Below are 12692 nucleotides of genomic sequence, written 5' to 3' on the forward strand. Positions count from 1 at the left end.
CTTTTCTAGCTAACTAATTATTTCCCTGAACCAGGACCGCCACCACGTACGGTTGATGAGCGGATGGAACGTGTGTTATCACTATTTTTATAATAACCTCCAGAGGCGTAATATCCCCCATAACAATCTTCTCTATATTGACATTCGTTTTGTCTCTTATTGACCCAATTATCTGATCCTAAAAGGTTATTAAGCATCCAAACAGCGAACAATCCATTAAAGAATGATGGTTGATAATTATCTCGCACAAATCCTTGTGATGCCACTTCGATAGCTGAATTATTTGTATCATTTTCGTCCTCTGTCACAATCACAAATAAATCATCATAAACGAGCACTTGTTTCATATCATGCTTTTCACTTATGTTTGTTGGTTCCTGATATCCTTTTAATTCGACAACCACTTGGTCAATCGTTTGATCTTCAGCTATGTAAATTTCAGAAAGATCAGAGGTGTTATCTTGACTACTAATCACATCATAAAAGGTATAATGATCATTAATAAATGCTGCAATCCCATGATTAAATGTAGTTGAACCGCTTGTTTGTGTACCACTCCCACATGCGGTGAGCATGAGGGTAAAAGAAATCAGCACAAAGAAAAGTGATTTTTTCATTTTTTCACCTTCTTTTTATTATCATTGGTTAGCCATCTGAAGAGAGTTTTCTCCAGATGGCTAGGATAAAAAACTTACTTACCAAGTTTTTTCTTCAATGCTGCCAGTTCATCATCGACATCATTTTTCTCTAGTGCCGCGAATTCATCATCAAGGCTACGATTAGATTGACGTAAATCTTCGCTGGTTTCTGCTTCCGCTTCGTATTGTAGAACTTTCTCTTCCATCCGCTCGAAACCTTGTTTAGATGTGCCATTACCGATATTTGATAGTGTGCGGTTCATTTTAGTACGTGTTTTAGCAGATTCTGCTCTCGCTTTTAAGCTATCTTTCTTCAGCTCCATCTCTTGATACTCATTTTTCATTTCATCAAGTTTTGTGCGCAGCATCATCGAATCATTTTGTGCAGAAACATAGGCTTCTTTTAGTGTATCTGCTTTTTGTTGATGTGCTTTCTTGTCTTCTAACGCACGTCTTGCAAGATCATCATTACCAGCTTCCACAGCTTTTATTGCTTGTTCACCGCGTTTGTCTACCATACTCTGTGCTTCGGTATATTTCTTTTGTAACATTTTTTCATTAGCGATTTGTTTGGCTACTGAAGTTTCTACTTCTCTTATATCTTCTGCCATGTCTCTCATATATTGATCAAGCATCTTTACTGGATCTTCCGCTTTGTCCAATGCTGCATTTAATTCAGATTCTACAACTGTCTTCATTCTTTTAAAAAATTTAAACAAAATAGTCAACCTCCATATATTTTATGCAGTATTTAGCTACCTGCAATAATTTTTAATTCGTACTCCTCAATGGTATATCCCTTACTTACTTCCAATTCACTGCCCCATTTTTCAATTGAGAGAAAGTTTTCTTCCTCTTCGTCCGCAAAATCAAAGTAATGGCATGTAAGACCTGATAAATTCTCACTACGACCTGCACCGGTTACTTTTGCAGCGCCTTTTTCGTCTAAAAAGTAAATTATCCCATCATACTCTATTTCTTTGGCGATGGGCTCTTTAAGGGGGAGTTTTATTTTTTTATACATTCCAAGATAAAGTTCATCATCCATTTCAACACTAAGCCATAAAGTTTCATTAATGCCAGAAAGTTGATAAGCATGCCATTTGAAGCCGTGATCATTATAATTAATTTTTCCGACTACACGATAATCTTCAAAATTGTAAGTGACGATATCATCTTGTTGTAAATTAAACATATTTCGTTTTTCTAATGGTTTTTCATCACTTTTCTTCTGTCCGAATAATTTTGAGAAAAAACTCATGTATTCACCTCTACTTCTTTCTGTTTACCACAATTCATACATACGATACATTGGTGAAAAAGTTTCATTTTTTTTTTATGAAATGAAAAAAACACATTTGTCATCAATGATAGGTGTTGCGTATAGTAGAGTCAATAAATTGGGTTTTCCTCTTCCCGATAATATAAGTGCAAGGATTGTCGGACCATACTTAGTATCTATTGCTATTCTATATTTATGGGAGGTCAGATAATGAATCAATTGAAAGGGTTAAATGATGCGTTAGCTTACATCGAAAAAAATTTAACAGAAGAAATCAATGAAAAAGAGATGGCTAGGGTAGCTGGTTGTTCAGTTTATCATTTTAAAAGAACTTTTTCTTTCTTAGCGGGTATGCCCTTATCTGAGTATTTAAGAAAAAGACGTTTAACTTTAGCGGCAATAGATATACAAGATTATGTAAATCTGAAAGTAATAGATATCGCTGTAAAATATGGATATCGTTCTGCTGATGCCTTTTCTAGAGCATTTTATTCATTTCATGGAGTTACTCCAAGCATGGTAAGACATAACGAACATGTTTTAAAAGTTTTTCCTAAGATGACCTTCCAATTAATCATACAGGGGGGAGTAGAAATGGATTATCATATCGTAAAAAAAGAAGCATTTTGGATTATCGGATTACAAAAAAGAGTACCAATTGTATTTAAGGGAGTAAATCCAGCAATTACAGAAATGTGGCATCAACTAGATAAGAAAAAAATTCAACAGCTATTAAACTTATCAAATGTTGAGCCAAATGGAATCATACAAGCCTCAACCAATTTTTCTGAAGGAAGAATGGAAGAAAAAGGAGAGCTCGATCATTATATTGGTGTTGCTTCTACCTCAAATAGAGTGGAAGGATATTCAGCACTTGAAGTGCCAGCTATGGAATGGGCAATTTTTGAAACAATCGGCCCATTTCCACAGACATTACAAGAAACTTGGGGAAGAATATACGCAGAATGGTTCCCTTCAACCAACTACCAACAACTTGAAGGACCTGAAATCGTATCTATCCAAACTAAAGACTTGTCTGCTGATCAAGTAAAAACCGCTATTTGGATACCTGTGACACAGAAAAATTCTGTATAATATTTCTAGTGAATACTGATCACATAGGATGAGAAAGATGAAGCTGGCACATGCTCAAGCATTATGAGAATTTTCTGGGTAAAGTTTGGATCAACAAAGAAAGAAGATGAAATGACTATGGGGGATTGTAAATTTAATCTACGCCCTTAATAAGTAGAATGTGTATGTCCTAATTTACTATTGGTGAATTAGGACTCTTTAAGATGCTTAAAGATGACTCTTTAAAGGGAATCTCTCGGATGAGAATGAATGGTGGCACTATGAAGATGGTATAAAAAGCTGGGCAATTTTAATCGATTAGCTAATACTTCTATTTGACATTATACCTATAGGGGTATATGATGAGTTGTGTAAGGAGGGAGGCATAATGAAATATAGTCGGCAAGTGATCAACCGTGTAAAAAGAATGGAAGGACAATTACGCGGTATCGTAAAAATGATGGAAGATAATAAAGACTGTCGGGAAATTGTAACGCAACTCTCAGCTGTTCGTTCTGCAGCAGATCGGACGATTGGTTTAATCGTCAGCAATCATTTAGTTGAATGTGTACAAAATGGGACTGAAGGATCAAGTAATGAAGAATTGATAAAAGAGGCTGTATCGCTGTTAGTAAAAAGTAGATAAAGTTCTCTTGACAATATATTTTTTTATCTTTTATTATACCCATAGGGGTACATGTATATACAAAAGGAGGAAATAATAATGAACGCAAACAAAGTATTAGATGCCAAAGGGTTGGCGTGTCCAATGCCGATTGTAAAAACGAAAAAGGCAATAAATGAAATGCAAAGTGGTGAGGTTTTAGAAATTCACGCAACAGATAAAGGAGCAAAAAGTGATTTAACAGCATGGGCTAAATCTGGTGGCCATGAATTACTCGATCATATTGAAGAAAATAATGTTTTTACATTTTGGATTAAAAAGGGGTAAGAAGGAGGCTATTATGGTAGAAAAGAAAAAAACAACCATTATCTTATTTAGTGGGGACTATGATAAAGCGATGGCTGCTTATATTATTGCTAATGGTGCAGCAGCTTACGATCATGAAGTAACCATTTTTCACACTTTTTGGGGATTAAATGCTTTAAGAAAAGAAGAGTTAGTAAAAGTAAAAAAAGGTTTTATGGAAAAGATGTTTGCAAAAATGATGCCTAGAGGTGCCGATAACATGGGGCTATCTAATATGAACTTTGCAGGTATCGGTCCAAAATTAATTAAAAATGTGATGAAAAAACATCATGCAGTCCCTCTCCCTCATTTAATTGAAATGGCACAAGAACAAGATATCAACCTGGTTGCTTGTACAATGACAATGGATTTGTTGGGGTTACAACAGGAGGAACTATTAGACGGTATTGAATATGCAGGTGTAGCTGCTTATTTAGCAGATGCTGAAGATGGGAATGTGAATTTATTTATCTAATCAATAGGGGGATGAAATGGAGTGTCTTCATTCTTACAGTTCAGAAAAGGTTTAAGCAGATTTCAACAGTAATTTAAGAATGGTGCTAAAAGATAGGGATTTCGAACTCAGTCAGAGTTAAAGGTAGATCTATTCCTTCATTCCAAAAATATTCCCTTCAAAATTGAAGGATTAGGCTGTGAATGAAAATAAGACAAAGAAGTAGTAGTCACTTGCCAAAGTGGTATGAGAAGTAGGAAAGTAGCACATAAAAAAATTAAAAATATAAAAAGCAGGATGAATGTCTGGTAAGAAAGGAGTTTTATTATGATTCAAGTATCACCAGAAAGTGTTAAAGACATATTGCAAAACAACCATGATGTTAGCATTGTGGATGTGAGAGAAGTGGAAGAAGTAAAACAAGGAAAAATTCCTTCAGCCATTCATATACCATTACGATTATTGGCGTTCCGAATGCATGAATTAAATAAATCAAAGGATTATATAATGGTTTGTCGTTCAGGGGCAAGAAGTGGGCAAGCAACAGCTTTACTAGAACAACATGGTTATAGAGTTAAGAACATGTCAGGTGGAATGCTTGCATGGGATGGGAAGGTAGAATAAATTTTTTTACATTTAATTATACCCATGTAGGTATATGAGGAGGGCCAAAGATGAATGAAATTAAAGCAAATCAAACAGTCGATGCAAAAGGGTTAGCTTGTCCGATGCCAATTGTCCGGACAAAAAAGGCGATGAAGGAATTAGAGGCAGGGCAAGTAATGGAAATTTTAGCAACTGACAAAGGGTCTAAAGCTGACCTTAAAGCTTGGTCTGAAAGTACAGGACATCAATATCTAGGTACTGTTGAGGAAGAAGAAGTACTAAAGCATTATCTCCGTAAGGCTTCTGATTATGAGGAACAACCAGAACGGCACCATCCACATGTAATTAAAAATGATGAGCTGGAAGAGAAAATCGCTAACGGGGAGTCTATGCAAATTCTAGATGTTCGAGAAGAAGCAGAGTATGCCTTTGGTCACATACCTGGTGCGTTATCTGTGCCTTTTGGACGTTTGCAGCAAGAGCTAAATAAACTTAATCAAGATGAGCCTATTTATGTTATTTGCCGTAGCGGTAACCGAAGTGATATGGCAGCACAACTTTTAGAAAGTAAGGAATTTAAAGCAGTCAATGTTGTGCCAGGTATGAATAGTTGGAATGGGAAAGTTGAGGGAATCTAAATATTAAATGAATGATGGTTTGTAACATAAAAAATTTTGAAATAAAAAAATACCAACGGGGGTATAGAGATGTCTGTTAATAAAATGAAAGCAAGCGAATTAGCAAAGATGGTAGTTAATAAAGAGCCATTATTTATTCTAGATGTGCGTAATGAAGCTGATTTTCAAGATTGGAAAGTAGAAGGTCATCATTTTAACTACTTGAATATCCCATATTTTGAACTATTAGACGGTGTAGAAGGAATCATTGAGCAGCTTCCTAAAGATCAAGCTATCTTAGTTGTTTGTGCGAAAGAAGGTTCTTCTATAATGGTGGCGGAGATGTTATCAGGTGAAGGGATGGAAGTCAGTTATTTAGAAGGTGGAATGAAAGCATGGAGTGAGCATTTAGAGCCTGTTAAAGTAGGGGACTTGAGTACAGGAGGAGAAATGTATCAATTCGTCCGTATGGGTAAAGGCTGTCTTTCTTATATGATCATTTCAGATGGTGAAGCAGCGATCATCGACGCAACGAGAATGATAGACGTGTATCTTGATTTTGCCAACGAAAAAAAGGTGAAAATCATGCATGTTTTTGACACGCATTTACATGCAGACCATATTTCGGGTGGACGTGACATTGCAGCAAAGGTGGACGCTGTTTATTGGTTACCACCGAAAGATGCAGAGGAAGTAACATTCAACTATGCAAAACTAGAAGATGGTAATGAAGTGAAAATTGGAGAAACATCAATCAATATTCATGCCCTTTATTCACCGGGACATACCATTGGATCGACTTCATTTGTCGTAGATGAACAGTATTTATTAACAGGTGATATTTTGTTTATTGATTCTATTGGTAGGCCCGATTTAGCTGGGCTGGCAGATGACTGGGTTGGAGATTTACGTGAGAGTTTATATAAGCGTTATAAAGAGCTGTCAAGTGAACTAATCGTTTTACCTGCCCACTTTATGTTGATTGATGAATTGAATGATGACGGCAGTGTGGCCGAGGAGTTAGGCGTACTTTTTAAACAGAACCATGGGTTAAATATGGAAGATGAAAGTGAATTTAGAAAGCTTGTCACCGAAAATCTCCCACCGCAACCCAATGCGTATCAAGAAATACGTCAAACAAATAGGGGGCAAATCACTCCAGATAATGATAAACAAAGAGAAATGGAGATTGGACCCAATCGCTGTGCAGTAAGATAAAGAAATATTCATATAGAGGGACCGGAGACTGGTCCCTTTTTTAGGTCAGCATTAAGGAGATGAGCATAATGGATTTAGCATTTATTGTGACGATATTTTTAATTGGTTTTATTGGCTCTTACTTATCAGGATTACTTGGTATCGGTGGTTCTATCATTAAATATCCGATGCTATTATATATCCCACCAATATTAGGTGTCGCGACTTTTACTGCGCATGAAGTGTCAGGTATTAGTGCTGTCCAAGTTTTCTTCGCAACGATTGGCGGGGTTTGGGCCTATCGTAAAGGTGGATATTTGAATAAAACATTAATCATTTATATGGGGGCTAGTATTTTAATAGGTAGTTTTATAGGTGGTTATGGATCGAAACTCATGTCAGAAGGTGGCATTAATCTCGTATACGGGATACTTGCTTTGATTGCAGCGGTTATGATGTTTATTCCTAAAAAGGGATTAGATGATATCCCATTTGATCAAGTGACTTTTAATAAATGGGTAGCGGCAACTCTTGCGCTTGTCGTCGGTGTGGCAGCAGGGATTGTTGGGGCTGCAGGTGCCTTTTTATTAGTTCCGATTATGTTAACTGTATTAAGAATCCCAACAAAAATGACGATTGCTTCTTCTCTTGCTATCACCTTAATCTCATCGATTGGTGCAACTGTTGGGAAAGTCACTACTGGGCAAGTTGACTACTATCCGGCATTCATCATGGTTATTGCTAGTTTAATTGCTTCACCATTAGGTGCAATGGCAGGTAAGAAGATGAATACAAAAGTACTGCAAATGATTCTCGCATTACTAATACTAGCCACAGCGGTGAAAATATGGGTAGATATTTTTTAAAAAGGAAGTGATGAGCCGATGAATCACTGCTTTCAGAATGGAAATTGAGATTGAATAGGGATTCTGCTCATTCGAAGGAAAAGTAGAAACTGAGGGCGTGGCAAAAGTGAAATATAACGAACCAACACTTGTTATTTCATATCAGGAACGCATCCTCTATATATTCATTTGGAAGATGTCTCAAGGTAAAGGAAAAGGTTGATGTGTTTGTAAATGTCAGAATGAAAAGTGAAAATAGTCGCTATCCTCCCTCATCATCCAAGTTCAATATAGCTGAAGCGGCATTACCAACTGCGCTTCAGCTTATGATTGCCCTTGTTTTTAATAAGCGCCGAAAATAGCAACAGTATGTGCTCCTTCTGTGTTTGCTCGAAGCAGTACATTTTTCCATTCCTGCTCATCTGATGGAATCCCATGATGGTAAATATCGTGCAAAATACTCGATAAGAAGGCATCTCCTGCTCCAGTTGTGTCAACTACATCTACGGTAGGTGCTTCAACGGTTATACTCTTCTCTTTATGAAGTAACGTTGCACCTAAATGCCCCCTTGTAATCATTATCCACTGATTAGGCCATGAAGTAACCTGTTGTAATGCTGTTCTATAATCTTTAGCTTTACAAAGAAATAACAGCTCTTCCTCCGTCATTTTGATTAGATCTGCCTCTTTTAAAAAGGAATTGATCGTCTTTCTACATTCATTTTCATTCTTCCATCTCTTTAAACGGATATTCGCATCCATCACGATGAAATGCTGATATTTTTTTGCTAATTCAAGTGCTTTAAAGCTTGTCTCCTTTGCTATATCATGAAAAAGCGTACCTGAACCGAAATAGGAGATATGCGATTTTTGATAGATGCTTTCATTCAACTCATCTGCTTCTAACCATATCTGAGGGGTGTCGTTTTCATAAGATAGAAATTCACGCTCCCCATCCACCTGCACAATTGATACTATACATAGCCTTTTATTCATTGACGTAATGGTCCCAGACAGGTCGATGCCTTCATTCTCTAATTGCTGTTTGGCATATTGACTATGCTCATCAGTACCGATTTTCGTCATATAAAAGGTAGGAATACTTTTTCTGGCGAGACGGATGGCTACATTGGCGGTTGCTCCTCCTACTTTCATGATTGATTGGCTATTAGGTGAAATAATTTGGTCCATGATTACTTCACCGAAAGAAATCACACCTTTATTTTTCACAATCAAGTCTCCCATCATTTTTGATAAGGCTGATTATACTATAAAATTGTCCCTTCATCCTTCCAATATCAACAATAGCCTCTGCATTTATAATACTTAACTAGCACAAAGCGACTATGAATGGTCGCTCTTTTTTGTTTTTTATAAAAGAAGTAGCGTCTTCACTAGGTGTAGAACGTAAAAGGAAGTAACAAAGCAAATAGAAAAAAGGTGGAGGATGTGAGCAACGTAAATGCGAGTATCGATGCAAATAGAAGAAAGTATGAGGAAATAAGCAAAGCAAAAGCGAGTATCGAAGCAAATAGAAAAATCATGAGGATATAAGCAATGTAAAAGCGAGTATCGAAGCAAATAGAAGAAAGTTGAAGGATGTAAGCAATGTAAAAGCGAGTATCGAAGCAAATAGAAAAAATCATGAGGATATAAGCAAAGCAAAAGCGAGTATCGAGGCAAATAGAAAAAATCATGAGGATATAAGCAAAGCAAAAGCGAGTATCGAAGCAAATAGAAGAAAGTATGAGGATATAAGCAAAGCAAAAGCGAGTATCGAAGCAGATAGAAGAAAGTTGAAGGATATAAGCAAAGCAAAAGCGAGTATCGAAGCAAATAGAAAAAATCATGAGGATATAAGCAATGCAGAAGCGAGTATCAAAGCAAATAGAAGAAAGTATGAGAATATAAGCAACGCAAAAGCGAGTATCGAAGCAAATAGAAGAAAGTATGAGGATATAAGCAATGTAAAAGCGAGTATCGAAGCAAATAGAAGAAAGCTGTAGGATGTGAGCAACGCAAAAGCGAGTATCGAAGCAAATAGAAGAAAGTATGAGGATATAAGCAACGCAAAAGCGAGTACCAAAGCAAATAGAAGAAAGTATGAGGATATAAGCAATGTAAAAGCGAGTATCGAAGCAAATAGAAGAAAGCTGTAGGATATAAGCAACGCAAAAGCGAGTACCAAAGCAAATAGAAGAAAGTATGAGGATGTGAGCAAAGCAAAAGCGAGTATCAAAGCAAATAGAAGAAAGTATGAGGATATAAGCAACGCAAAAGCGAGTATCGAAGCAAATAGAAGAAAGTATGAGGATATAAGCAACGCAAAAGCGAGTACCAAAGCAAATAGAAGAAAGTATGAGGATATAAGCAATGCAAAAGCGAGTATCGAAGCAAATAGAAGAAAACTTGAGGATATAAGCAAAGCAAAAGCGAGTATCGAAGCAAATAGAAGAAAACTTGAGGATATAAGCAAAGCAAAAGCGAGTATCGAAGCAAATAGAAGAAAACTTGAGGATATAAGCAAAGCAAAAGCGAGTATCAAAGCAAATAGAAGAAAGTATGAGGATATAAGCAACGCAATCAAAAGTGAGTACCAAAGCAAATAGAAAAGACCTCTAAGATATAAGCAACATCCCCCTATCAATCAGCCAAACGTCATCCTCCTTCCATCTTCTTTATTTTCAAAAACTTATCTTTATACGTACTTAGAAAATTTACTTTATTTCTATTTAATAACAACTAACTGTTACAGCAATTTTTATCAGGATGAAATCTGGAATTTTCCATTGACAGCTTAGGTGGAAAGTCGTATATTGATTAAATAAAATTAATAAATATTCATATCTATGCAATTGGATAGAGAGGGTTCTTTCTAATGAAAATAACTGTTGGTACACCGGAGTATATAAGAGAGCCAAATGCACTTATGAAAATTGGCGGGTACGTGAAGAAATATGGAGAAAAAGCCGTCCTTATTGGTGGGATAAAGAGTCGTGAAATAGTGGAAGGACATGTAAGAGAAAGTTTGAATAATGAGAGAATGACACTAGCTGCTTCCATTTGGTACGGTGGAGAATCTTCTAGAGAAAATGTTGAGAGATTAATAGAAGAGCTCAGTACAATCGATTATGATGTCATCCTTGCATGTGGCGGGGGGAAAGCGATTGATACTGTTAAGGCGGTAGCCGCGCATGTAAATAAACCTCTTGTTGCACTCCCGACGATTGCAGCGACATGCGCAGCAACGACTCCTATTTGGATTACATATAGTGATCAAGGTGAATTTCTTGCCATTAGTCGAGATGCAAAGGTGCCAGAAATGGTTGTTGTTGACTCAACAGTAATATTGCACTCACCTGTACGATATTTGATTGCTGGCATTGGTGATACGCTAGCTAAGTGGTTTGAAACGAAGACTTCAGTTAAAAAAGCAACACCTAATGCTAGGAACCAAACAGCGATTGCTATTGCTAATCAGTTATACAAAACGATGTTAGCAATAGGGGAGCAATCAGTTGCATCTATGAAAAAAAAGGAATTGTCACCTGAGCTTGAGGATATGATTGATGCGATTCTGTTAATCAGTGGAAGTGTGAGTGGGTATGGGGGAGATGATTGTCGAACAGCAGGTGCACATGCCATCTACTCCGGGTTGACGATTTTCCCGGAAATACATGAAACGTATCATGGTGAAATTGTTGCTTTCGGCATTTTAGCGATGCTAGCAATGGAAAATGAGGAAGAAAGTGAAATCAAAGAGTTGATTTCTTACTATCAAAAAGTGAATCTACCATATACACTACAGCAAATGAATGTGCCTGAGTTGTCTCGATCACAGTGGCAGGAACTTGGAGACGTTTCAGTGACTATTGAAGATATGGCGAATATGCCGTTTGTGGTTACACCAGATATGGTAATCACAGCTGTTAGGCAGGCAGATCAATATGGAAAAGACATGTTAAACAAATAAATAGACTGGTTAATGGGGGAAGATGAGTCATGAAAAAATGGTTATTCGCAATCACAATGATGGTCCTTGCTGTGACATTAGCAGCTTGTGGTGGATCAAGTGAATCTGAGGAAGGATCTGGAGAAAACAAAGAACCATTAAAAGTTACTTTACCAACGTGGACAGGTTATGGACCACTATTTTTAGCAAAGGAAAAAGGCTACTTTGAAGAGAATGGTATTGATGTTGAACTTTCAATTGTTGAAGGTCTTGGAGAAAGAAAACAAGCTCTAGCAAGCGGACAAATCGATGGAATGGCAACTGCACTTGATGTACAAGTATCATTAGCTGCATCAGATATTCCTTTAAATGTTGTATGGTTATTGGATGATTCTTACGGCGGAGACGGGATTTTAGTGAAAGATGACATGAATGAAGTGAGTGACTTAAAAGGCAAGAAAGTTGCTTTTGAAGTCGGATCTACAAGTCATATGTTAGCTTTAACGGCATTACAAGATGGAGGCTTAACGGAAAAAGATGTTGAAGTTGTACCAATGTCTGCTGGGGATGCAGGAGCGGCATTTGCGGCAGGTAAAGTAGACGCAGCCGTTACCTGGGAGCCTTGGTTATCAAACGGTTCTGAAGCAAACGGTAAAGTGCTACTAACAACGAAAGATCTTCCTGGTATTATTGTTGATACAGTTAGTTTTACGGAAAAAGTCATTGAAGAACGTCCAGAAGATGTCCAAGCATTTGTAACGGCAATGGGTCAAGCAATGGACTACTGGAAAGAAAACGAAGATGAAGCGAATGAAATCATGGCTAAAGGTTTAAAAATTGATGTTGAAGAATTTGCTGCAACAGCTGAAGGATTAAAGTTCTTGGATAAAGAGGCGAATAAGCAATTATTCGGTACAGAAGACGCTAAAGGCGACATTTACCAATCAACAGAAAATGCGGCAAAGTTCTATAAAGAGCAAGAGATTATTACAGCTGAACCAGCTGCAGAAGATATTATTAACCCTACTTTTATCAAGTAATGATATGAATCATTCGG

General features: G+C 37.0%; 17 protein-coding genes. 13 read left to right on the forward strand and 4 right to left on the reverse strand.

The window, feature by feature from the left end:
• Positions 1–17: 17 nt before the first annotated feature.
• From MHH73_RS04655 to MHH73_RS04665, 3 genes are all read right to left on the reverse strand, one after another.
• Complete coding sequence (locus MHH73_RS04655) at positions 18–617, reverse strand: DUF4247 domain-containing protein (RefSeq protein WP_341065090.1); 600 nt, start codon at positions 615–617, stop codon at positions 18–20.
• 74 nt (positions 618–691) lie between these two features.
• On the reverse strand, positions 692–1357 hold the full coding sequence (locus MHH73_RS04660; protein WP_191815352.1) for a PspA/IM30 family protein: 666 nt from the start codon (positions 1355–1357) through the stop codon (positions 692–694).
• Positions 1358–1389: 32 nt separating this feature from the next.
• Positions 1390–1899, reverse strand: coding sequence for a DUF4178 domain-containing protein (locus MHH73_RS04665; protein WP_341065095.1), 510 nt, complete (start codon positions 1897–1899; stop codon positions 1390–1392).
• A 231-nt stretch (positions 1900–2130) separates the two neighbouring features.
• Here MHH73_RS04665 and MHH73_RS04670 point away from each other — a divergent pair, with 231 nt between their 5' ends.
• From MHH73_RS04670 to MHH73_RS04705, 8 genes are all read left to right on the forward strand, one after another.
• Positions 2131–3015, forward strand: coding sequence for an AraC family transcriptional regulator (locus MHH73_RS04670; protein ID WP_191815348.1), 885 nt, complete (start codon positions 2131–2133; stop codon positions 3013–3015).
• Between the two features lie 367 nt (positions 3016–3382).
• Positions 3383–3640, forward strand: a complete 258-nt coding sequence (locus MHH73_RS04675; protein WP_191815346.1) for a metal-sensitive transcriptional regulator — start codon at positions 3383–3385, stop codon at positions 3638–3640.
• 78 nt (positions 3641–3718) lie between these two features.
• Positions 3719–3946 (forward strand): sulfurtransferase TusA family protein, encoded by a 228-nt coding sequence (locus MHH73_RS04680; RefSeq protein WP_191815344.1) that lies wholly within the window; start codon positions 3719–3721, stop codon positions 3944–3946.
• A 13-nt stretch (positions 3947–3959) separates the two neighbouring features.
• Positions 3960–4439, forward strand: a complete 480-nt coding sequence (locus MHH73_RS04685; protein WP_191815342.1) for a DsrE/DsrF/DrsH-like family protein — start codon at positions 3960–3962, stop codon at positions 4437–4439.
• A gap of 306 nt (positions 4440–4745) precedes the next feature.
• Complete coding sequence (locus MHH73_RS04690) at positions 4746–5042, forward strand: rhodanese-like domain-containing protein (RefSeq protein ID WP_341065100.1); 297 nt, start codon at positions 4746–4748, stop codon at positions 5040–5042.
• A 50-nt stretch (positions 5043–5092) separates the two neighbouring features.
• Positions 5093–5662, forward strand: coding sequence for a sulfurtransferase TusA family protein (locus MHH73_RS04695; RefSeq protein WP_341065103.1), 570 nt, complete (start codon positions 5093–5095; stop codon positions 5660–5662).
• A gap of 69 nt (positions 5663–5731) precedes the next feature.
• Positions 5732–6859: an MBL fold metallo-hydrolase gene (locus MHH73_RS04700; RefSeq protein WP_341065106.1), complete on the forward strand. Its 1128-nt coding sequence runs from the start codon at positions 5732–5734 to the stop codon at positions 6857–6859.
• A gap of 68 nt (positions 6860–6927) precedes the next feature.
• Positions 6928–7704, forward strand: coding sequence for a sulfite exporter TauE/SafE family protein (locus MHH73_RS04705; RefSeq protein ID WP_191815334.1), 777 nt, complete (start codon positions 6928–6930; stop codon positions 7702–7704).
• Positions 7705–8025: 321 nt separating this feature from the next.
• On the opposite strand, the gene MHH73_RS04710 is transcribed toward MHH73_RS04705, so the two are convergent.
• Positions 8026–8913: a carbohydrate kinase family protein gene (locus MHH73_RS04710; protein WP_341065109.1), complete on the reverse strand. Its 888-nt coding sequence runs from the start codon at positions 8911–8913 to the stop codon at positions 8026–8028.
• Between the two features lie 362 nt (positions 8914–9275).
• Between MHH73_RS04710 and MHH73_RS04715 the strand changes: the two genes are divergently transcribed.
• The 5 genes from MHH73_RS04715 to MHH73_RS04735 all read left to right on the forward strand — a co-directional run bounded on the left by MHH73_RS04715 (position 9276) and on the right by MHH73_RS04735 (position 12675).
• Positions 9276–9689: a hypothetical protein gene (locus MHH73_RS04715; RefSeq protein WP_341065111.1), complete on the forward strand. Its 414-nt coding sequence runs from the start codon at positions 9276–9278 to the stop codon at positions 9687–9689.
• A 3-nt stretch (positions 9690–9692) separates the two neighbouring features.
• Entirely contained in the window at positions 9693–9842 is a 150-nt protein-coding gene (locus MHH73_RS04720; RefSeq protein WP_341065113.1) for a hypothetical protein, read from the forward strand.
• A 54-nt stretch (positions 9843–9896) separates the two neighbouring features.
• Complete coding sequence (locus tag MHH73_RS04725) at positions 9897–10292, forward strand: hypothetical protein (protein ID WP_341065115.1); 396 nt, start codon at positions 9897–9899, stop codon at positions 10290–10292.
• Positions 10293–10561: 269 nt separating this feature from the next.
• On the forward strand, positions 10562–11656 hold the full coding sequence (locus MHH73_RS04730; protein ID WP_191815328.1) for an iron-containing alcohol dehydrogenase family protein: 1095 nt from the start codon (positions 10562–10564) through the stop codon (positions 11654–11656).
• 29 nt (positions 11657–11685) lie between these two features.
• Positions 11686–12675: an ABC transporter substrate-binding protein gene (locus MHH73_RS04735; RefSeq protein ID WP_191815327.1), complete on the forward strand. Its 990-nt coding sequence runs from the start codon at positions 11686–11688 to the stop codon at positions 12673–12675.
• Positions 12676–12692 lie beyond the last annotated feature (17 nt).

It is taken from the genome of Cytobacillus sp. FSL K6-0265 (genome assembly GCF_038003465.1).
GTDB lineage: Bacteria > Bacillota > Bacilli > Bacillales > Cytobacillaceae > Cytobacillus > Cytobacillus stercorigallinarum.